At 70.8% G+C, this 20,949-nt stretch carries 21 protein-coding genes and 1 other RNA gene; 17 read left to right on the top strand and 5 right to left on the bottom strand.

Annotated features, from left to right (window positions below; all coding sequences use genetic code 11):
• The first annotated feature begins 86 nt into the window (after positions 1–86).
• The 5 genes from A4R43_RS27770 (at position 87) to A4R43_RS27750 (ending at position 6,268) form a co-directional block, all read left to right on the top strand.
• Positions 87–791, top strand: coding sequence for a response regulator transcription factor (locus tag A4R43_RS27770; protein WP_113694997.1), 705 nt, complete (start codon positions 87–89; stop codon positions 789–791).
• Positions 769–2,220, top strand: a complete 1,452-nt coding sequence (locus A4R43_RS27765; RefSeq protein ID WP_113694996.1) for a sensor histidine kinase — start codon at positions 769–771, stop codon at positions 2,218–2,220. Before A4R43_RS27770 ends, A4R43_RS27765 begins: the two co-directional genes overlap by 23 nt.
• A gap of 76 nt (positions 2,221–2,296) precedes the next feature.
• Complete coding sequence (locus A4R43_RS27760; protein ID WP_113694995.1) at positions 2,297–3,835, top strand: alkaline phosphatase D family protein; 1,539 nt, start codon at positions 2,297–2,299, stop codon at positions 3,833–3,835.
• Between the two features lie 9 nt (positions 3,836–3,844).
• Positions 3,845–3,941, top strand: an RNA gene (gene ffs / locus A4R43_RS27755) — signal recognition particle sRNA small type.
• Between the two features lie 44 nt (positions 3,942–3,985).
• A complete protein-coding gene (locus A4R43_RS27750; RefSeq protein ID WP_113694994.1) occupies positions 3,986–6,268 on the top strand; it encodes a DNA polymerase III subunit gamma and tau in 2,283 nt (760 codons plus the stop codon).
• Between the two features lie 165 nt (positions 6,269–6,433).
• On the opposite strand, the gene A4R43_RS27745 is transcribed toward A4R43_RS27750, so the two are convergent.
• Positions 6,434–6,865: a TIGR03618 family F420-dependent PPOX class oxidoreductase gene (locus A4R43_RS27745; protein WP_113694993.1), complete on the bottom strand. Its 432-nt coding sequence runs from the start codon at positions 6,863–6,865 to the stop codon at positions 6,434–6,436.
• Positions 6,866–6,914: 49 nt separating this feature from the next.
• Between A4R43_RS27745 and A4R43_RS27740 the strand changes: the two genes are divergently transcribed.
• The gene (locus tag A4R43_RS27740) at positions 6,915–7,301 is read left to right on the top strand and encodes a winged helix-turn-helix transcriptional regulator (protein ID WP_113694992.1); all 387 of its coding nucleotides are present in this window, start codon (positions 6,915–6,917) and stop codon (positions 7,299–7,301) included.
• Here A4R43_RS27740 and A4R43_RS27735 read toward each other — a convergent pair.
• Positions 7,286–7,969 (bottom strand): N-acetylmuramoyl-L-alanine amidase, encoded by a 684-nt coding sequence (locus tag A4R43_RS27735; RefSeq protein ID WP_236808315.1) that lies wholly within the window; start codon positions 7,967–7,969, stop codon positions 7,286–7,288. The two genes, A4R43_RS27740 and A4R43_RS27735, sit on opposite strands and share 16 nt — an antisense overlap.
• A 212-nt stretch (positions 7,970–8,181) precedes the next feature.
• Here A4R43_RS27735 and A4R43_RS27730 point away from each other — a divergent pair, with 212 nt between their 5' ends.
• The 9 genes from A4R43_RS27730 to A4R43_RS27690 all read left to right on the top strand — a co-directional run bounded on the left by A4R43_RS27730 (position 8,182) and on the right by A4R43_RS27690 (position 16,476).
• Positions 8,182–8,547, top strand: a complete 366-nt coding sequence (locus A4R43_RS27730) for a YbaB/EbfC family nucleoid-associated protein (protein WP_113694991.1) — start codon at positions 8,182–8,184, stop codon at positions 8,545–8,547.
• A 9-nt stretch (positions 8,548–8,556) separates the two neighbouring features.
• Complete coding sequence (gene recR, locus A4R43_RS27725; protein WP_113694990.1) at positions 8,557–9,153, top strand: recombination mediator RecR; 597 nt, start codon at positions 8,557–8,559, stop codon at positions 9,151–9,153.
• Positions 9,153–9,752, top strand: a complete 600-nt coding sequence (locus A4R43_RS27720; protein ID WP_236809280.1) for a uridine kinase family protein — start codon at positions 9,153–9,155, stop codon at positions 9,750–9,752. The genes recR and A4R43_RS27720 overlap by 1 nt, the downstream gene beginning before the upstream one ends.
• A gap of 159 nt (positions 9,753–9,911) precedes the next feature.
• The gene (locus tag A4R43_RS27715) at positions 9,912–11,576 is read left to right on the top strand and encodes an ABC transporter substrate-binding protein (protein ID WP_113694989.1); all 1,665 of its coding nucleotides are present in this window, start codon (positions 9,912–9,914) and stop codon (positions 11,574–11,576) included.
• Between the two features lie 102 nt (positions 11,577–11,678).
• A complete protein-coding gene (locus tag A4R43_RS27710; protein WP_113694988.1) occupies positions 11,679–12,683 on the top strand; it encodes an ABC transporter permease in 1,005 nt (334 codons plus the stop codon).
• On the top strand, positions 12,680–13,609 hold the full coding sequence (locus A4R43_RS27705; protein ID WP_113694987.1) for an ABC transporter permease: 930 nt from the start codon (positions 12,680–12,682) through the stop codon (positions 13,607–13,609). Before A4R43_RS27710 ends, A4R43_RS27705 begins: the two co-directional genes overlap by 4 nt.
• 6 nt (positions 13,610–13,615) lie before the next feature.
• Positions 13,616–14,617 (top strand): ABC transporter ATP-binding protein, encoded by a 1,002-nt coding sequence (locus tag A4R43_RS27700; RefSeq protein WP_113694986.1) that lies wholly within the window; start codon positions 13,616–13,618, stop codon positions 14,615–14,617.
• Positions 14,614–15,756: an ABC transporter ATP-binding protein gene (locus A4R43_RS27695; RefSeq protein ID WP_113694985.1), complete on the top strand. Its 1,143-nt coding sequence runs from the start codon at positions 14,614–14,616 to the stop codon at positions 15,754–15,756. The genes A4R43_RS27700 and A4R43_RS27695 overlap by 4 nt, the downstream gene beginning before the upstream one ends.
• 78 nt (positions 15,757–15,834) lie before the next feature.
• The gene (locus A4R43_RS27690; protein WP_113694984.1) at positions 15,835–16,476 is read left to right on the top strand and encodes an SDR family oxidoreductase; all 642 of its coding nucleotides are present in this window, start codon (positions 15,835–15,837) and stop codon (positions 16,474–16,476) included.
• Here the strand turns inward: A4R43_RS27690 and A4R43_RS27685 are convergent.
• Positions 16,387–17,337, bottom strand: coding sequence for an EamA family transporter (locus A4R43_RS27685; RefSeq protein WP_113694983.1), 951 nt, complete (start codon positions 17,335–17,337; stop codon positions 16,387–16,389). The genes A4R43_RS27690 and A4R43_RS27685 overlap by 90 nt on opposite strands.
• 95 nt (positions 17,338–17,432) lie before the next feature.
• Here A4R43_RS27685 and A4R43_RS27680 point away from each other — a divergent pair, with 95 nt between their 5' ends.
• Positions 17,433–18,401 carry a LysR family transcriptional regulator gene (locus tag A4R43_RS27680; protein WP_113694982.1) on the top strand — a complete coding sequence of 323 codons (969 nt, stop codon included), beginning with the start codon at positions 17,433–17,435 and terminating at the stop codon, positions 18,399–18,401.
• Here the strand turns inward: A4R43_RS27680 and A4R43_RS27675 are convergent.
• Positions 18,306–18,860, bottom strand: a complete 555-nt coding sequence (locus A4R43_RS27675; RefSeq protein WP_113694981.1) for a DedA family protein — start codon at positions 18,858–18,860, stop codon at positions 18,306–18,308. The two genes, A4R43_RS27680 and A4R43_RS27675, sit on opposite strands and share 96 nt — an antisense overlap.
• Before the next feature lie 124 nt (positions 18,861–18,984).
• Between A4R43_RS27675 and A4R43_RS27670 the strand changes: the two genes are divergently transcribed.
• Positions 18,985–19,902 carry an SDR family oxidoreductase gene (locus tag A4R43_RS27670; RefSeq protein ID WP_113694980.1) on the top strand — a complete coding sequence of 306 codons (918 nt, stop codon included), beginning with the start codon at positions 18,985–18,987 and terminating at the stop codon, positions 19,900–19,902.
• A gap of 67 nt (positions 19,903–19,969) precedes the next feature.
• On the opposite strand, the gene A4R43_RS27665 is transcribed toward A4R43_RS27670, so the two are convergent.
• Positions 19,970–20,947, bottom strand: coding sequence for a helix-turn-helix transcriptional regulator (locus tag A4R43_RS27665; protein WP_113694979.1), 978 nt, complete (start codon positions 20,945–20,947; stop codon positions 19,970–19,972).
• Between the last annotated feature and the right edge of the window lie 2 nt (positions 20,948–20,949).

Here is a 20,949-nt window from a genome sequence, read left to right as displayed (position 1 = left end):
TGGCACAAAGTCGCTTGTTACCGGTTCACAGGTGGCGCACAGGCTTTCCACAGGCGAGGCCTACCCGGGTCGCCGACACTGCTGTTATGACCGGTGTGCCTGGCCGCGCGGTGCGTGTGCTCGTCGTCGACGACGAGCCGCCGCTGGCGGAGTTGCTGTCCATGGCCTTGCGGATGGAGGGCTGGGAAATCCGCACGGCGGGCGACGGCACCACGGCGGTGCGCGTCGCCCGTGAGTTCCGGCCCGACGCGGTGGTGCTCGACGTGATGCTCCCCGACTTCAGCGGGCTGGAGGTGATCCGGCGCCTGCGCACCGAGTTCGAGCACCTGCCGGTGTTGTTCCTGACCGCGAAGGACGCCGTCGAGGACCGGATCGCCGGGCTCACCGCCGGTGGTGACGACTACGTGACCAAGCCGTTCAGCCTGGAGGAGGTCGCCCTGCGGCTGCGGGCACTGCTGCGCCGCGCGCGGGTGGTCACCGCGGCGTCGGATTCGCTGCTCACCGTCGGTGACCTGACCATGGACGAGGACACCAGGGAGGTACACCGCGCCGGGCAGCCGATCACGCTCACCGCCACCGAGTTCGAGCTGCTGCGGTACCTGATGCGCAACCCGAAACGGGTGCTCAGCAAGGCGCAGATCCTGGACCGGGTGTGGAGCTACGACTTCGGCGGGCAGGCGAACATCGTCGAGCTGTACATCTCCTACCTGCGCAAGAAGATCGACGCGGACCGCGCGCCGATGATCCACACCATGCGGGGCGCGGGTTATGTCCTCAAGCCTGCGAGCTGAGCTGCGGCGGCCGTGGTCGCTGCGCGGCCGCCTGATCGCGCAGGTGGTGGCCCTGCTCTCGCTGGTCTGCCTGGTGATCGGCGTGGTCACCGAGTTCGCGCTGCGTGACTTCCTGCTCGAACGGGTGGACAGTCAGCTGACCACCTTCGAGGACCACCCGCCACCGCCGGGCGGCCTGCCGGGGCCGCGGGTGCGGTTCGAACTCGGGCAGCCGAAGGACACCGTGTTCGGCGTGGTCTACGGCGGTCAGGTGCTGGACGCCAAGATCCTCGGGGACGGGGCCGCCACCGATCTCAGCGCGAGCGACGCGGCCACCTTCACCGGGCTGACCTCACCGCGCCGCCCGGTCAGCATCACCATCGGCGACCTCGGCGAATACCGGATGCAGGCGACCACCGGACCGGAGGGCGAGATCCGGTTCCGCGCGCTGCCGCTGGCCGAGGTGAACGACACGCTGTGGCGGCTCGGCTGGATCTTCGGCGGCGTCGCGCTCGGCGGGCTGGTGCTGGCGGGCGGCGTCGCCGCGCTGACCGTGCGCCGCACGCTCCGGCCGCTGGACCGGGTCGCGGCCACCGCGGCGAAGGTCGCCGAACTGCCGCTGGACCGGGGTGAGCCGGAACTGCCGATGCGGGTGTCCGAAGTGGACACCGACACCCGGACCGAGGTGGGCAAGGTCGGCGCGGCGCTGAACCGGATGCTCGACCACGTCTCGCACGCGCTGGCCGCGCGCCAGCGCAGCGAGAGCCGGGTACGGCAGTTCGTCGCCGACGCCAGCCACGAACTGCGCACCCCGCTCGCGTCGATCCGCGGTTACGCGGAGCTGACCCGGCGCAGCACCGCCGAGCTGCCGCCGGACTTCGTCTACGCGATGAGCCGGGTCGAATCGGAGTCCACCCGGATGACCACCCTGGTCGAGGAACTGCTGCTGCTGGCGCGGCTGGACGAGGGGCGGCCGGTGGTGCACGCCCCGGTCGAGCTGTCCGGGCTGGTCGCCGACGCGGTGGCCGACGCGCACGTGACCGGGCCGGACCACCGGTGGCTGCTCGAACTGCCCGCCGAGCCCATCCGCGTGATCGGCGAGGCAGGGCAGTTGCAGCAGGTGGTGCTGAACCTGCTGAGCAACGCCCGCGCGCACACCCCGGCCGGCACCACCGTCCGCACTGAACTGTCGACAAAGGACGGTGAGGTGCGGCTGGTGGTGGCCGACGACGGGCCGGGCATTCCGGAGGACGTGCTGCCCGAGGTGTTCGAGCGCTTCGCCCGCGGGGACACCTCGCGGTCGCGGGCGGCGGGCAGCACCGGGCTCGGGCTGGCCATCGTGGCCGCGGTGGTCGCCGCGCACCACGGGAAGGTGTGGGTGCGGAGCAAGCCGGGGAAAACGGAGTTCTGCGTGGTACTGCCGTTGTTGTCGGTGATCGGATCGCCATGAGCGGTTCACTTGTGGGTGGTCTTCGCGTCAGGTAGGCCGGGTTCGGTGTCGGGAGCCGAACTGACAGGAGCCGCAAATGCCGCTGAACCGACGGGATCTGTTGCGCGGGGCCGCCGCCGCTGGCGCGCTGGGCGTGGCCTGGCCGCTGAGCGGCGGGCTGACGCTCGCCCAGGCCGAGGAAGCCGCCGCCGCGCTGGGGGCCAGCTGGGACGAAGCCCCGTTCACCGTCGGCGTCGGATCGGGGGATCCGCTGCCGGAGAGCGTGGTGCTGTGGACCAGGCTCGCGCCGCAGCCGCTCGCCGAGGAGCAACCGCTGCCGGACACCGTCGAGGTGGAATGGGTGGTCGCCACCGACACCGCGTTCCGGCACCGGGTCGCGCACGGGTCGGCGCCCGCCACCGCCGCGCTCGGGCACAGCGTGCACATCGCGGTCACCGGCCTCGAACCCGCGCGGCGGTACTACTACCGGTTCCGCGCGCTGGGCAGGACCAGCCGCACCGGCCGCACCCGCACCGCGCCCGCCGGGCACGTCCGGCGCGTGCGCTTCGCGTCGGCGAACTGCCAGGCCTTCCACGACGGCTTCTACGCCGCGCACCGCGGAATCGCCCACGAGGACCTGGATTTTGTGGTCCACCTCGGCGACTACATCTACGAGCACGGGCAGGTCGGCGGGGACCACGTCCGCGACCACGAAGGCCCGGCGGTCACCACGCTGCCCGCCTACCGGCGGCGGCACGCGCTGTACAAGGGCGACCCGTCGCTGCGGGCCGCGCACGCCGCGCACCCCTGGTTCATCACCTGGGACGACCACGAGGTCGTCAACGACTACAGCGGGACCACGCCGTCGCTGCGTGCCCGTCGTGACGCCGGTTACCAGGCGTGGTTCGAGCACCTGCCGGTCCGCCCCGACCACCCGGCGACGCCGCAGGTCTACCGGCAGCGGTCGTGGGGTGACCTGCTCGACCTGTCGATCCTGGACCTGCGCCAGTACCGGTCGGCGCAGAACCTGCCGGACGGCACCATCCTCGGCGCCGAGCAGAAGGCGTGGCTGAAGGACCGGGTCAGCAACGCCGGGAACGCCTGGCACTGCTGGGTGAACTCGATCATGCTGAGCCAGCTCGCCAAGCCGGGCGGTGGGTACTACTTCACCGACCAGTGGGACGGCTTCCTGGCTGAACGGCGTGAGGTGCTCACCCACGTGCACGACACCGGGCTGGAGGACTTCGTGGTGATCACCGGCGACTGGCACTCGGCCTTCGTCGACGACATCCGGCCCGACTTCGACAACCCGGACGCCCCGGTCATCGGCACCGAGTTCACCGCGCACTCGGTGTCCTCCGGCGCCTACTCACCCGAATGGAACGCCGAGAACGGGCCGGTGATGGGCGGCGCCAACCCGCACCTGAAGTACTTCGAAGGCAACCGGTACGGCTACGACGTCTACGAGGTCACGCCGCGGCGGTGGAGCACGCACCTGCGCGTGATCGGGGACCGGCGCGACCCGAACTCGCCGGTCAGCACGCTGACCACGTTCCACGTCGACCGCGGCAGGGCCGGTTCGCACGAGGATCGCGGCACCCGGACCTCCCCGGCCCAGTACCGGCGAGATCGATAGGTACACTGGTCGGCGGACCCCCGCGGCGTCCATCCTGTGAACCTCCCCAGGGCCGGAAGGCAGCAAGGATAAGCAGGCTCTGACGGGTGCGGGGGTCCCCTTACGTTCGGGGCCCGTTCCGGTGTCGGTGCCTGCCGGTAGGCTTCCGCCGTGGCATTAGCGCTGTACCGCAAATACCGCCCGGCCACCTTCGCCGAGGTGGTGGGTCAGGAGCACGTCACCGAGCCGCTGCGCACCGCGCTCGCGGCCGGCCGGATCAACCACGCGTACCTGTTCTCCGGGCCGCGCGGCTGCGGCAAGACCTCGAGCGCCCGCATCATGGCGCGCTCGCTGAACTGCGAGCAGGGGCCGACGCCCGATCCCTGCGGTGAATGCGGTTCGTGCCGCGCGCTCGCGCCGGAGGGCAGCGGCAGCATCGACGTCACCGAACTCGACGCGGCCAGCCACGGTGGTGTCGAGGACGCCCGTGAGCTGCGTGACCGCGCCTTCTACGCGCCCGCCGAGTCGCGGTACCGGGTGTTCATCATCGACGAGGCGCACATGGTCACCACGCAGGGCTTCAACGCCCTGCTGAAGATCGTCGAAGAGCCGCCAGAGCACCTGATCTTCATCTTCGCCACCACTGAGCCGGACAAGGTGCTCACCACCATCCGGTCGCGGACGCACCACTACCCGTTCCGGTTGATCCCGCCGAGCGCGATGCGCGAGCTGCTGGAGCGGAACGTGGCCGCCGAGGGCGTGCCGGTGGAGCCCGCGGTGTACCCGCTGGTCATCCGGGCCGGTGGGGGGTCGGCGCGGGACACGCAGTCCGTGCTGGACCAGCTGCTCGCCGGGGCCGGGCCGGACGGGGTGACCTACGAGCGCGCGGTCTCGCTGCTCGGGGTGACCGACGTGGCGCTGATCGACGACATGGTCGAAGGTTTGGCCGCCGACGATTCGACGGCGGTGTTCGGCACGGTCGAACGCCTCGCCGAAGCCGGGCACGACCCGCGCCGGTTCGCCAGTGACCTGCTGGACCGCCTGCGGGACCTGGTGGTGCTGCGCTCGGTGCCCGACGCGGCGGCGCGCGGTCTGGTCGCGGCACCGGAGGACGAGCTGAACCGCATGGTCGCGCAGGCCGAACGCGCGGGGCTCGCGACGCTTTCGCGGTATGCGGAGATCGTGCACAACGGGCTGCTGGAAATGCGCGGGGCCACGGCTCCGCGGTTGCTGCTGGAGCTGCTGTGCGCGCGGATGCTGCTGCCTTCGGCCGCCGACGGCGAGGCGGCCCTGCTGCAGCGGCTGGAACGACTGGAGCGGCGGGTCACGGTAGGCGGCGCGCCCGATGGCACGGCCGCGGCTGCTTCTCCGGGTACGGCTTCGCCGGGTGGGGCCGCGTCGGGTGGGGCCGAGCGGTTCCAGCGGCCTTCCCAGCGCCAGGCCGCCGGTGCTTCGGCTGCTCCGGCCGCTGCCCAGCCATCGGCCGAGGCCCCGAGCCGACCGGCACCCGGCCAGCAGGCATCCGCCGCTTCGGCGCTCGGGCAGCAGGCACCTCCCGCTCAGCAGGCACCCGCCGCTTCGGCGCCTGGGCAGCAGCCACCCGCCGCATCAGCCCCCGCTCAGCAGGCGCCCGCCGCGGCGCCACCTGCCCAGCCGCCGACGCACCCGTCCGGTGGGCAGCCGTCCGGCGGGCAGGCACCCGCTGCTCAGCCGCCAGCCCCGGCCGCCAGCCGCCAGCCGGTCGGCCAAGCTTCCGGTCAGCAGTCGGGCGGGCAGGCCGGTGGCCAGCCGCAGTCCGGCCCGTCGGCCGCCGCGCAGCCTTCCGGTCAGCAGGGGGCGGCGGCCGGGGGCATGGATGCGGCGGCCGTGCGCCGGGTGTGGCCGGAGTTGCTGGCGGCGATCCGCAAGATCCCGGGCGGCCGCAGCACCGAGGCGATGCTGACGCAGGCCGGGGTGCAGAGCGTCGACGGCACGTCCGTCGTGCTCACGCACACCGCCGAGCCGCTCGCGCGCCGCCTCGCTGATCCGCACAATTCCGAGAAGATCGCCAGCGCCCTGCGCGACGTCCTTGGCGGCGAGTGGCGGGTCACCTGCGTGCACGGCAACGCCGCCGCGAAACCGCAGCCCGTCCAGCAGCAGCGGCAGGCGCCACCGCAGCAGGCGGCGGAGGAGAAGCGGTTCCGCCGTCCGTCGGAGGGCAGGCCCGCGCCAGAACCGGCGCCACCGGCACCGCCGGAGCCGCCGCGCCCGAAGGTGACCACCGCCGAGCCCGACATCCCGCTCCCGCCCGAGCCCGAGGACGAAGAGGAATACCTCGACGCGGCGACCACCCCGCCACCCCCGAACGGCTCGGTCCCGCCGCCCCCGCCGCCGCCCACCCCGCAGGTGGACGAGGCGGAGGAAAAAGCCCACCGCCTCCTCTCCGAGCAACTGGGCGCCCGCCCCTTGGACTGACCGGGCTCGACTGTCACGAATGTGGCTTTCGTGACGCATGACGTCACGAAAGCCACATTCGTGACGCCCGGCCCCCTCGACTGATCCGGCTCCGTGTCACGAAAGCCACATTCGGGACGCAGAACGTCTCGAAAGCCACATTCGTGACACCCGGCCCCAAGCCCGCTAGCTGGCCCAGGGGCCGTTCCCGGTGATGCGCGTCGCGGTGATGCGGGCGATGACCGCCGTGGTCGAGCTTCGGTTTTCGAAGGGGTAGCGCGGCAGTCCCAGGTACCGCCGCGCCTGGGCGTCCATCAGCGCGTCGAACTCGGCGGGGATGCCGGGGCCGGTGATGGTGGCGGTGCCGTGCAGCAGCAGGTACTGCCGCAGTCCGCGCACCTCGTCGTTCTCGTGGTCTTCGATGAGCAGGGTGACCCGCGGGTCGCGCCGCAGGTTGCGCGCCTTCGGCCGGGTGCCTTCCATGCCGATCAGGATCTCGTCCCCGTCGCGCTCGGCCCAGACCAGCGACGTCTGCGGGGTCCCGTCGGGATTGCTGGTCACCACGGTCGCGTGGTGCGTGGACTCGAACAACCGGTACGTGCTCTCGGGCAGCTTCATGTGCTCGACACTAGAAATCCGACGGGCACCCACCGGTACCCTGGGCACCGTGGGTGACTTTTCCGGTGGCGCCGACGTTTTCCTCGCCGACTGCCCGGCCCGCCTCGCCGTGGAGATCATTGCCGACAAGTGGGCGGTCGTGGTGGTCTTCGCGCTCAGCCGCGGTCCCCGGCGGCACGGTGACCTGATCGGCCTGATCGGCGGCATTTCGAAGAAGATGCTCACCCAGACCCTGCGCCGCCTCGAGCGTCACGGGCTGGTCGAGCGCCAGGCCTACGCCGAGGTGCCGCCACGCGTCGAGTACCGCCTCACCGAACTCGGCGAAACGCTCGTCGAGCCGATCGCCGTGCTGACCAAGTGGGCCGAGACCTGCGGTGAGGCCGTGGTCGACGCGCAGGAGCGCTTCGACGCCGGAACGGCTCAGCCGCCGAGGTAGCTCAGGATGCCGCCCGCGATCCCGGCCGCGTACTGCTGACGTCCGTCCGAAGTGGACATTCGGGCGGCTTCGGTGGCGTTGCGCATGTTCCCGCATTCGACGAGCGCCGCCGGGCGTTCGGAAAGGTTCAGCCCGGCCAGGTCGTCGCGCGCGGACAACCCCTGCTCGCCGAGGTAGTCCGAATACCGGAAACCGGTGTCCCGCAACGAATCCCTTAACGCGTGAGTCAGCTTCGACGAAGGTTCACCCTGTGCCTCGTTCAAGGGCGGAGCCGAGTACGCGATGTGGAAACCGTTGGCACCGGGGGAGGTGTTGCCGTCGGCGTGGATCGACACCACGGCCGCCGCGCCCGCCGAGTTGCCGATTTCCGCGCGCTGGTCGACGCACGGACCGACGGAGGTGTCGTCCGAGCGCGTGTAGACAACCCGGATTCCCTTGTCCGTCAACAACTTCCCGACCCGCTGCGCCACGTCGAAGGTGAACTCGTGCTCGCGGTAACCGTCGTTGGTGCTGGTGCCCGTGGTGTTGCAGGGCTTGCTGCGGCCACGCCCGGCGGGCACCTGGCGCTTGATCGCCGCCGGGTTCGCCGCGTTGCCGCCGTTGTGCCCGGGGTCGAGCACCACCACCGGCGCCTCGGCGGGCGGTGCGCTCGGTGACGACGGCGTCACGGGCGGCGCACTCGAAGGCGAAGGCGAAAGCGACGGAGAAGGCACCTCCGAAACAACCGGAGGCGCCGGTGTTTCCGCAGTACAGCCCACCACCAGGAAGACCGCCGTCACGGCCAGCGCCCGTCGAATCACACCGACACCGTGTCATACCGGCGGCCCCGGCTAGGCTGGGAGGCAGGCGTACTCACCCGAGCTAGTGATCGGACTCGAACATGGTGCAACCCGGCGGCGGCTTCGACATGCAGCAGATCCTGCAGCAGGCGCAGAAGATGCAGGAGCAGCTGGTCAGCGCGCAGGACGAACTGGCGAAGGCCGAGGTCACCGGTACCGCGGGCGGCGGGCTGGTGACCGCGGTGGTCAGCGGCGGCCTGGAGCTGAAGAGCCTGACCATCGACCCCAAGGTGGTCGACCCCGAGGACACCGAGACCCTGGCCGACCTGGTGGTGGCCGCGGTCCGCGACGCCACGGCCAACGCGCAGAAGCTCACCGAAGAGAAGCTGGGCCCGCTCGCGGGCGGCCTCGGCGGCGGCATGCCGGACCTGGGCGGGCTGGGCCTGCCGGGTCTGCCCGGCCAGTAGGAAGCGACCTTGTACGAAGGGGTAGTCCAGGACCTCATCGACGAGCTCGGGCGGCTGCCCGGGGTCGGCCCGAAGAGCGCCCAGCGCATCGCCTTCCACCTGCTCGGCGCCGACCCGGTGGACATCGGCAGGCTGCAGGAGGTGCTGGGCAAGGTCAAGGAGGGCGTGCAGTTCTGCGAGATCTGCGGCAACGTCTCCGAGCAGGCGAACTGCCGCATCTGCCGGGACACCCGCCGCGACCTGTCGCTGATCTGCGTGGTCGAGGAGCCGAAGGACGTGCTCGCGGTGGAGCGCACCCGCGAGTTCAAGGGCCGCTACCACGTGCTCGGCGGCTCGCTCGACCCGTTGTCCGGCATCGGCCCGGAGCAGCTGCGCATGCGTGAGCTGCTGGCCCGCATCGGCGGGGAGGAGGTCAAGGAGGTCATCATCGCCACCGATCCGAACACCGAGGGCGAGGCCACCGCGACCTACCTGGTCCGCATGCTGCGCGACTTCCCCGGCCTGACTGTCACCCGGCTGGCCTCGGGCCTGCCGATGGGCGGTGACCTGGAGTTCGCCGACGAACTGACCCTGGGGCGAGCGTTGTCGGGACGCCGCGCCCTGTGATCGCCGAGCAGGTGCTCGCGGGACGGCCCGCGCTCGGCGGTGTCCGGCTGGTCGCCGTGGACGGGCCGTCCGGCGCGGGCAAGACCACGCTCGCCGGGAACCTGCTCGCCGAGCTGACCGATCGCGGGGCCGACGCGCTCGGCATCGGCACCGACGAATTCGCCACCTGGGACGACCCGGTTTCGTGGTGGCCACGCCTGCGCGACGGCGTGCTGCGCCCGTTCGCGCGCGGCCACCGCGGCGGTTACCGCCGAATGGACTGGACCTCCGGCGCCCCGGTTCCCGGCGAGTTGATCACTGTGCGTGTACCGGAAGTGCTCGTGCTCGAAGGCGTCTCGTCCGGCCGCGCGTCGGTGCGTGCTCACCTGACGTGCCTGGCCTGGCTCGATGGTCTGGACCAGGCCACCCGGCTGGAACGCGCCGTCGCGCGCGACGGCGAAACCGAGCGGAAGCACCTTTCCGGCTGGCAGGAGTTCGAACTCGGCTGGTTTGCCGCCGACCGCACGGCGGACGCCGCGACGATCCGCATCGAGTCCAGCGCGGTGCGTCCATTCGTACCAGTGGGGCCGAAATTTGCCACCCACAGTCACCATTTGTGAGCGGATTGCGCCGACGGCGTCACTCACGTAGCGCGATCGTAACCTCGCGTGCTTAAGTGAGCGCCCGATAACCGACTAGTGTCGGCCACCACACCAATGCGCCGCCCGGATGTCCGATATCCGGGCGGTCCGATCTGAACATGTCCAAGGGGTGCCAACATGCTCCAATCGCGAGGCGCTCGAACGCGCCGTATCGCCCTGATCGGGCTATCCGGTGCGCTCGCGCTCTCTGTGACCGCCTGTGCCGAATCCCAGCGTGACGCCGGGGCCGACAACACGGGCACGTTCATCTTCGGAGCGGCCGGCAGCCCGAAGATGTTCGATCCCATCTTCAACGACGAGGGTGAGACCTTCCGGATCACCCGGCAGATGTACGACACGCTGCTGCAGAACAAGCCGGGCACCGCCGAGGTGGTCGGCTCGCTCGCGGAGAAGTGGGAGTCCAGCAACGAGGGCAAGACCTGGACGTTCACCCTGCGCAAGGGGGTCACCTTCCACGACGGCACCCCGTTCAACGCCGCCGCCGTCTGCTTCAACTTCGACCGCTGGTTCAACATGAAGGGCCAGGCGGCCCAGAGCCAGATGATCTACTACGGCGACGTCTTCGAAGGCTTCGCGCAGAACGAGGGCGACGCCTCCGGCGACCCGGTCTACAAGAACTGCGAAGCCAAGGACGACTCGACCGCGGTGCTCAACCTGAACAAGGCCAAGGGCGCTTTCCCGGCCGCGTTCACCCTGCCGTCGCTGTCCATGTCCAGCCCCGAGGCGCTGAAGAAGTACAACGCCGACCAGGTCACCCAGACCGGCGACTCCTTCTCCTACAGCGACTACGCGAACCTGCACCCGACCGGCACCGGTCCGTTCAAGTTCGAGGGCTACGACCAGGGCAAGGGCGAGGTCACCCTGGTCCGCAACGACGCGCACTGGGAAAAGGCCAAGCTCGAAAAGCTCATCTTCAAGGTGATCAAGGACGAGAACGGCCGCAAGCAGCAGTTGAAGACCGGCGACATCCACGGCTTCGACTACCCGGCCCCCGCCGACTACCAGCTGCTGCGCAACGAGGGCCAGAACGTGCTGATCCGCCCCTCGTTCAACGTGCTCTACCTGGGCATCAACCAGGCGGGCAACCCGAAGCTCCAGGACGTCAAGGTGCGGCAGGCGCTGGCCCACGGCATCAACCGCGAGCAGTTCGTGAAGAGCAAGCTGGCCGAGGGTTCCGAGGTGGCCACCGAGTTCGTGCCCAAGGCGATCGCCGGCTACACCGAGGACGTGCCGAAGTACCCGTACGACCCGGAGAAGGCCAAGCAGCTGCTCAGGGAAGCCGGTGCCGAGGGCCTGACGCTGAAGTTCTACTACCCGACCGAGGTCACCCGGCCGTACATGCCGAACCCGGCGGACACCTTCACCTCGATCTCCGAGGACCTCAAGGCCATCGGCATCAACATCGAGCCGATCGCCAAGCCGTGGAACGGCGGGTACAAGGACGACGTCCAGAAGCTCGGCAAGCACGACCTGCACCTGCTGGGCTGGACCGGTGACTACAACGACGCCGGCAACTTCGTCGGCACCTTCTTCGGCCGCGAGAAGCCGGAGTTCGGCTTCAAGAACCAGGCGCTGTTCGACGCGCTGGCCGCCGCCGACGCCACCCAGGGCGAAGGCCCGCACGCCAAGGCGTACGAAGGCGTGAACAAGCAGATCATGGAGTACCTGCCCGCGGTGCCGATCGCGTACCCGACCCCGGCGCTCGTGGTCGGGCCGAAGGTGCAGGGCATGGTGCCCAGCCCGCTCACCGATGAGCGCTTCAACACCGTGAGCCTGGGCTAGCCCTAGCCAGAGGCACTCAGCCGACCAGGGGCGGGACGCGCGAAACAGCGTCCCGCCCCTTGGCCCGCCACCACTAGGGCTACCAAGAGAGACCTTCTTCCCATGCTCCGATTCATCGTGCGTCGGTTGCTACAAGCGATCCCGACGCTCTTGATCCTGTCCATCCTTGTTTTCGCCTGGCTCCGCGCGTTGCCCGGTGGACCAGCGGGCGCGCTGCTCGGCGACAAGGCCACTCCCGAAAAGATCGCCGAACTCAACCAGGTGCTCGGCCTGGACCAGCCGATCTTCGTCCAGTACTTCAAGTTCCTCGGCCGCGTGCTGACCGGGGACTTCGGCAGTTCGCTGATCTCCACGCAGCCCGTGCTCGACGAGATCGCCTTCGCGCTGCCCGCCACCATCGAACTGTCCGTCGCCGCGCTGCTGCTCGCGGTCGGCCTCGGCATCCCGCTCGGTTACGTCGCCGCCCGCTTCCGCGGCGGTTTCCTGGACAACACCACCATCATGGCCACCCTGGTCGGGGTCGCCGTGCCGGTGTTCTTCCTCGGTTACCTGCTGCAGTTCGTCTTCGCCGAGCAGCTGGGCTGGTTCCCGGTCGGCGGCAGGCAGGACACCCTGATCGGCGCCACCGACGTGACCGGGTTCGCCGTGCTCGACGGCCTGCTCACCCAGGAATGGGACGCGTCGTGGGACGCCATCGTGCACCTGGTGCTGCCCGCGGCGGCGCTGGCCACGATCCCGCTGGCGGTGATCGTCCGGATCACCCGCGCCTCGGTGCTCGACGTGATGAACGAGGACTTCATCCGCACCGCCCAGTCCAAGGGCCTCGGTGCCCCGACCATCCGCCGCCGGCACGTGCTCCGCAACGCGCTGCTGCCGGTGGCCACCACGATCGGCCTGCAGACCGGCCTGCTGCTCGGTGGTGCCGTGCTGACCGAGCGCGTGTTCAACCTCAACGGCATCGGCTCGCTGCTGGCCGAAGGCATCGAGCGGCGTGACTACCCGCGGCTGCAGGCGCTGATCCTGCTCGGCGCGGTGGTCTACGTGCTGGTGAACATGCTGGTCGACATCTCGTACGGCATCATCGACCCGAGGGTGCGTGTGCGATGACCAACCTGCTGACCCGTAAGAAGGACAAGGTCGACGGGCTCGCCGCGTCGGCCGGGCACAGCCTGGCGCAGCAGGCCTTCCGCCGGATGGCGCGCAGCCCGGTGGCGATCACCGGCGCGGTGATCACCGGCCTGTTCCTGCTGCTGTCGATCTTCGCGCCGTTCATCGCGCCGAAGGACCCGTACGAGCGCTACCTCCAGGGTGAGGTGGCACTGGGCCAGGGCATCATTCCCGGCCCGCGTGAGGGCTTCCCGCTCGGTGTCGACGACTTCGGCCGCGACCTGCTCTCCCGGATGCTCGTCGGCGCGCAGCAGACCCTGCTCGTCGGCGTGATGGCCACGCTGATCGGCCTGGCCATCGGCATGGTCATCGGCGGCATCGCGGGCGCGTTCGGCGGCTGGATCGACACCGTGCTGATGCGCCTGGTGGACGTCATGCTGTCCATTCCGAGCCTGCTGCTGGCCATCTCGATCGCCGCGCTGGCGGCGAAGCCGAGCCAGTGGACGGTGATCATCGCGGTCGCCATGGTGAGCGTGCCGATCTTCGCCAGGCTGTTGCGCGGCACCATGCTCGCGCAACGCTCCAGCGATCACGTGCTGGCGGCGACCTCGCTCGGCGTCAAGCGGCACACCATCGTGCTGCGGCACATGCTGCCGAACTCGCTGGGCCCGGTGATCGTGCAGGCCACGCTGACGCTGGCCACCTCGATCATCGAGGCGGCGGCGCTGTCGTTCCTCGGCCTCGGCGACCCCGACCCGACCCGCGCGGAATGGGGCCTGATGCTGGGCAAGGCGGCCAGGCAGTTCCTGGACATCCGCCCGGAACTGGCTTTCTACCCGGCCATCGCGATCATCATCGTGGCACTGGGCTTCACCCTGCTCGGGGAGTCCATGCGCGAGGCACTCGACCCGAAGAACAGGCGGTGAGATGACATGGCGCTGCTCGAAGTACGCGACCTGAAGGTCGTGTTCCAGCGCAAGGGCGAGCGGCCGTTCACCGCGGTGGACGAGGTCAGCTTCGACGTGGAACCCGGCCAGACCGTCGGCCTGGTCGGCGAGTCCGGCTGCGGCAAGTCGGTCACCTCGCTGGCGATCATGCGGTTGCTGGCCAAGCGCGGCAACAAGGTCACCGGCTCGGTCAAGTTCGAGGGCACGGACCTGCTCACCCTCGGCGAGGGCGAGATGCGGGACCGGCGCGGCCGGGACCTCGGCATGGTCTTCCAGGACCCGCTGTCCTCGCTGAACCCGGTCATCCCGATCGGCATCCAGGTCACCGAGGTGCTCGAACGCCACCGCGGCATGTCGCGCAAGGCGGCCATGGTGGAGGCGGGTGACCTGCTGGCCAAGGTCGGCATCCCGGACCCGACGCGGCGGCTGACGGAGTACCCGCACCAGCTCTCCGGCGGGATGCGGCAGCGCGCGCTGATCGCCATCGCGCTGGCGTGCCGTCCGCGGCTGCTGATCGCCGACGAGCCGACCACCGCGCTGGACGTGACCATCCAGGCGCAGATCCTGGCGCTGCTCCAGGAACTGGTGCGCGACACCGGTACCGCGCTGATCATGATCACGCACGACCTCGGCGTGGTCGCCGGGCTGTGCGACGAGGTGAACGTGCTCTACGGCGGCAAGATCGTGGAACGGGCCGAGCGGCACGCGCTGTTCGCCGAACCGCGGCACCCGTACACCCACGGGCTGCTCGCCTCGATCCCGCGGCTCGATGCCGGGCGCGGGGAGAAGCTGGTGCCGATCCGCGGTTCGGTGGCCGACAACATCCCGTGGGACGGCGGGTGCGCCTTCGCGCCGCGCTGCCCGAACGCGCTGGACACCTGCCGCCAGGTGACCCCGGCGCTGGAACCGGACGGCCCCGGCCTGCTGCGCTGCCACAACCCGGTGCAGCCACGGGCCGCGGCGACCGCGGGGGAGGGGACCCGATGACCGAGGCGAACACCGAGCCGACCACCGAGCCGAACGAGGTGCTGGTCAGCGTCGAGGGCCTGAAGGTCCACTTCCCGATCAAGCGCGGGGTGGTCTTCGACCGGACCGTCGGCTACGTCTACGCGGTGGACGGGGTGGACCTGTCCATCCGGCGCGGCGAGACCTACGGCCTGGTCGGCGAGTCCGGCTGCGGCAAGTCCACCCTCGGGCGGGCGATGCTGCGGCTGACCGAGCCGACCGACGGCTCGGTGGTCTTCGACGGCACCGACGTGGCCCAGCTCAAGGGCGAGCACCTGCGCAGGATGCGTCGGCGCATGCAGATGATCTTCCAGGATCCATTGTCCAGTTTGGACCCCCGCCAGTCGGTGGAGTCGATCCTGGTCGAGGGCATGCGCGCACACGGGCTGGACAAGGGCAAGGAGCAGACCGCGGCGCGGTTGCGCGAGCTGCTCACCGCGGTCGGCCTGCCGGAAAGCTCGCTGCGGAAGTACCCGCACGAGTTCTCGGGTGGGCAGCGCCAGCGCATCGGCATCGCGCGGGCGCTGGCCGTGGAGCCCGACCTGATCGTGGCCGACGAGCCGGTGTCCGCGCTGGACGTGTCGGTGCAGGCGCAGGTGGTCAACCTGATGGAGCAGCTGCAGGACTCGCTCGGGCTGACCTACCTGGTGATCGCGCACGACCTGGCGGTGGTGCGGCACATCTCCGACCGGATCGGCGTGATGTACCTGGGCTCGCTGGTGGAGGAGGCCGACTCCGACGCCCTGTACGAGGAGCCGCTGCACCCGTACACCAAGGCGCTGCTCTCGGCGATCCCGGTGCCGGACCCGGTGGTGGAGGACAGCCGCGAGCAGATCCTGCTCGCCGGCGACCTGCCGTCGCCGGCGAATCCGCCGAGCGGCTGCCGCTTCCACACGCGGTGCCCGTGGAAGCAGGAGACGTTGTGCGACACCGACCGCCCGCAGCTGCGCGTGCTCGACGGCGCGGCCGAGGGGCACCGGGTGGCCTGCCACTGGGCCGAAGACATCCGCGACGGCCGGATCCAGCCGCACGCGGTGGACCCGGCGCTGGTCGAGGTGGACCCGGGCGTGAACCCCGACGTCCCGCACGTGGCCTCGGTGGTCGAAGCGATGGACGCCTGAGGGCCGAACGCAGCAATTGATTAACGGCCCCACCGGCAAAGCCGCCGGTGGGGCCGTTTTCATGGCAACATCGCTGTTATGCGGATCACAGTGCTGGGGGCGTCCGGGCGGACCGGGATCCACGTGGTGCGGTTGCTGCTGCGGCAGGGCCACACGGTGCGGGCGGGCGTGCGCAGCAAGCGCCGCGGTGAGGCGGCGGCCACGCTCGGCGCCGAGACCGTGGTCGCCGACCTGGCCTCCTTCCCGGAGGCGCTGGTCGACGCCTGCGCCGGGGCGGACGTGGTGATCAACACCGCCGGTGCCGCCGATCCGGACCCCTCCGCGGTGAACCTGGTCGACCGCGACGGCGCCATCGCCGCGGTCCGCGCCGCCGAGAAGGCGGGCGTCGCGCGCTTCCTCCAGCTGTCCGCGCAGTTCGCCGACTCGCCGGACCAGGGCGACCGGCTGGTCCGCTCGTTCCTGCTGGCCAAGCAGGTTTCCGACAGCATCCTGCGGCGGTCCAGCCTGACCTGGACGGTGGTGCGGCCGGGCACGCTGACCGACGACCCGTTCACCGGCCGGGTCAAGGTCGCCGGGCACCTCGAACCGGGCCGGATCTCCCGCCAGGACGTGGCCGCGGTGCTGGTGGCGTCACTGAACGAGCCGCTCACGGAGAACCGGGGGTTCGACGTCCTCGGCGGTGAGGTCCCGGTCGGGGCCGCGCTGGCGTCGATCGAGTGAACCCGTGGTGGAGCCGAGCAGCACCCCGGCCACCAGCACCACGCCCGCCACGATCTCCACGATGTGCGGCCGTTCGCCGAGGAAGACAAACGCGGCCGACATGCCGACCACCGGCACCAGCAGCGAGAACGGCGCCACCCGGCCCGCCGGGTACTTCTGCATGAGCATGGTCCACAGCCCGGAACCGGCGACCGTGCCGAGCAGCACGATGTAGGCGAGTCCGGCGAGCGCGGTCCAGCCGCTGGTGCTGCTCACCGTGGTCAGCGCGGTCCAGCCGGCGCCGGGGCCCTCGACGGCCGCGGACAGCGCGAGCATCGGCAGCGGCGGCACCACCGACATCCACAGCGTGAAGTGCAGGGCGTTCGACGGCTGGGCGCGCCGGGTGCTGAGGTTGCCGACCGCCCAGCTCAGCGCGGCCATCAGGGTCAGCAGCACCGGCATCAGGGCCGCGTGTTCGGCGCGTTGCGCGGCGATCATCACCATCGCCGCGATCGCGACGGTGATGCCGACGGTCTGGCGAACGGTGAACTTCTCGCGCAGGAACACCGCGCCCAGGAGCACGGTGAACGGCGCCGACGCCTGCAGCACCAGCGACGCGAGCCCGGTCGGCATGCCGTTGTCCATCGCGATGAACAGGAAGGCGAACTGGCCGGTGCCGAAACCGAGGCCGTAGCCGAGCAGGTAGCGCAGCTTGACCTTCGGCCACGGCACGAAGAGCACGGTCGGCACGGCGATCACCGCGAACCGCAGCGCGCCGGCGAACAGCGGCGGGAAGTGGCCCAGCAGCGCGTGGATGGCGAGGAAGTTGCAGCCCCAGAGCACGGCGACCAGCAAGGCGGTGAACAGATCTCGGCGGGCCATGGCCCCACCATGCAACCTGGGGATCATGTAGCACCAGCGAGAAAATCTGCAATGACCTTGAAGTCGGCCTTCATGGTTGTTCTAGGCTGCCGGGTGTGGACATCGGCCGCCTTCGCACCCTGCGCGAGTTCGCCGACCGCGGCAGCGTGACCGCGGCCGCGCGGGCGCTGCACTGCACACCGTCCGCGGTCTCCCAGCAGCTGCGGGCCCTGCAGGCCGAGGTCGGCCTGCCGCTGACCGAACCGGCCGGGCGCGGGCTCCGGCTCACCGACGCGGGCCGGGCGCTGGTCAGCCGCGCCGACGAAGTGCTCGCCGCGCTCGACCGCGCGGAGTCCGAATTGGACACCTATCGCAGCGTGCCGCGCGGGCGGGTCCGGCTGGCGATCTTCCCGTCGGGGGCGCTGCTGTTGCTGCCCGGGCTGCTGCACCGCGTGGCCGGGTTCGACGGGCTCGAGGTGGACGTGCGGGACATCGACATGATCCCGGCCGCGGTGCCCGGCCTGGTCGCCGACTTCGACCTGGTGGTGACCCATCGCGACGAGCACGCGCCGCCGTTCGACTCCGACCGGCTCGACGTGGTCCACCTGCTGCGCGAACCACTGGACGTGGCGCTGCCGCCGGGACACCGGCTCGCCGGTGAGGAACGGGTCGACCTCGCGGAGCTGGCGGGGGAGCGGTGGATCGGCGTGGACGTCGGCTTCCCGGTGGATGACGTGCTGCGCTCGCTGACCGTGCGCACCGGCGTGCAGCCGACGGTGTTCCAGCGGATCAACGACTTCCGGGTGATCGAGGCGCTGGTCGCGGCCGGGCACGGGGTGGCGCTGCTGCCCCGGTACGCGATCAGCCGCGCGGCCGGTGAGTGCCTGCTGCGGCGGCCGCTGGCCGGGATCCGCGCGGCCCGGCACATCGAGGTGGTGCTGCGCAAGGGCGCCGCCGGTCGCCCGGCGGTGGCGGCGGTGCTCGGCGCGCTACACGCCGAGGTCGCCGCGGCGACCCTGCCGGACGCGGTCGACCAGGCTGAGCAACGCGCCCAGCCCGACGGCGACGGCGAGCGAGGCCAGTAATCCGACGGCCGGTTCGTCGATCAGACTGCCGCCGAGATAGCCAATGGTGGCGATGTAGGCGCACCAGAGCGTCACCCCGATCGCCGACGCGGCCAGGAAGTGGCGGAACGGCCAGCGCAGCGCCCCGGCGACCAGCGCGCCGATCGTGCCGCCGCCGGGCAGCCAGCGGATGAGCACCAGCGGCGCACGGGGGTGGCGTTCGCTCGTTTCGGCCAGCCGGTGGAGCCCGCTGGCCACGCTGGGCCTTCGGCGCAGCCGGTCGACGAGTCCGGTACCGCGCGCGCCGGCCAGGTAGACGAGCTGGTCCGAGACCAGGCAGCCGGTCACCGCGACCACGAGCACCGGCAGCACGGACTCCTCCTGCTGCGCCGCCGTCGCGGCCAGCCCGATCAACGCGACCTCGGTCGGGAGCAGGGGCACGACCGCGATCACGAACAACGCCAGCAGGGCAAGGTCCACAACCGGCTCAACGCACGGCGGGCTGAGAGCCGTCTCAGGTGGTTTTCGCGGAAACCATGCCAGGTTCTGTCATGGTTCGGTTCGATGCTGGTGCTCGTCCGGAAACGCACAAGAAGGAGCGGGCATGGGAGCAGCACTGTCGGGCAAGGTGGCGGTGGTCGCCGGGGCGACGCGTGGCGCGAGCCGGGCGATCGCGGTCGAACTGGGCCGCCTGGGGGCGACGGTGTACGTCACGGGGCGCACCACCAGGACCGAGCGGTCCGAAGTGGACCGGCCGGAGTCCATTGAGGACACCGCGGAGCTGGTGGAGGACGCCGGGGGCAAGGCGATCGCGGTGCGCGTCGACCACCTGGAGAGCGCGCAGGTGGCGTCGCTGGCGGAGCGGGTGGACCGGGAGCAGGGGCGGCTCGACATCCTGGTCAACGGCCTGTGGGGCGGTGACCCGTACCTGGAATGGGAGGCGCCGATCTGGAAGCACAACCTGGAGAACGGGTTGCGCCAGCTGCAGTTGGGTGTGCACTCGCACCTGATCACCAGCCACCACCTGCTGCCGCTGATGATCCGGCAGCCGGGTGGGCTGGTGGTCGAGATGACCGACGGCACGCAGGAGTACAACGCGAACTACCGCAAGGGGGCGACGCTGCCGTACTACCTGGCGAAGGCGAACGGGCACCTGCTGGCGATCGGGCAGGCGGCGGAGCTGGAACCGTACGGCTGCACGGCGATCGGCTTCACGCCGGGCTGGCTCCGCTCGGAGGCGATGCTGGAAGGATTCGGCGTCACGGAGGAAAACTGGCGGGACGCGTGTGCGGAGCACCCGCACTTCGTCATCTCGGAAACGCCGACGTTCGCCGGTCGCACGGTGGCGGCGCTGGCCGCCGACCCGGACCGGGCCAGGTTCGCGGGGAAGACGGTGAGCAGCGGCCAGCTGGCCAAGCTGTACTCGATCAACGACGTGGACGGCAGCAGGCCCGACGCGTGGCGCTACATCGAAGAGGTCGAGTCGGTAGGCAAACCCGCCGACGCCACCGGCTACCGGTAACCCGTCATGTCACGAATGTGGCTTTCGAGACGTCTGGCGTCTCGAAAGCCACATTCGTGACACCTGGCTAGTCGAGCGGGGCGTTCCTGGCGGCCATCTCGGCGCCGATGGCCGCCAGTCCCGCTCGGATCGACTCGGGGGACAGCACCTCCACGTCACCCCCGAGCGAGGTCAGCTGTCCGATGGCGATCTCCTCGGTTTCCATCGCCAGTCGCGCTTCGATCCAGCCGTCGGGCAGGTCGTGCCGTTCGAGCAGCGCGGACGGCATGGCCTCCGGGCCCAGCACCCGCGGCAGCTGCCGGAACGCACGCGGGCTCAACCGCAGGCGTACCTCGATCCGCATGGTGAACTGCTCGAACGCCGCCGACGACTCCCGCCACCAGCCCGCGAGGTCGAACCCCTCCGGCCGCGTGAACCGCTCGTCCAGCAACTCCGCCTCGCTGATCCGCCCGACGCGGTAGGTGCGCAGCGCGTCGTCCTCGGGGACTCGCGCGACCAGGTACCAAACCCCCGCTTTGAGCACCAGCCCGAGCGGTTCCAGCAGCCGTTCGGCGATCTTGTCCCGGCGCCGGTAGGACACCCGCAGCCGCCGCGACTCCCACACCGCCCGCGTCACCGTGGCCAGCGAGCCCGCCGAGTCCTCCCCGCGGAACCAGCCGGGCGCATCCAGGTGGAAGCGCCCGGCCACGTGTTCCGCCTGCTCCCGCAGTTCCTTGGGCAGGCTCGCCGAGACCTTCGCGTGCGCCGCCGAAACCGCGGTGCCGAGGCCGAGCGCACCCAGCGCCTCCGGCACCCCGAAGGCGAAGATCGCCACCGCCTCGCGAGAGGTCAGCCCGTCCAGCCGCGCCCGCCAGCCGTCGACCAGCCGCACCCCGCCGTTGCGCCCGGTCTCCGTCCACAGTGGAACGCCGGCGTCGCGGAGCGCGGCCAGGTCGCGGTGCATGGTCCGCTCGGACACGCCGAGCTCGGCGGCCAGTTCCGCCGCGGTCGCACCCCGCTTGCGCTGCAGGGTGAACAGCAGCGCGACCAGCCGCTCGGCGCGCACGG

It is taken from the genome of Amycolatopsis albispora, assembly GCF_003312875.1.
GTDB lineage: Bacteria > Actinomycetota > Actinomycetes > Mycobacteriales > Pseudonocardiaceae > Amycolatopsis > Amycolatopsis albispora.
Note: the sequence above shows the minus strand (reverse complement) of the source record. Positions and strands in the feature narration are given on the sequence as shown.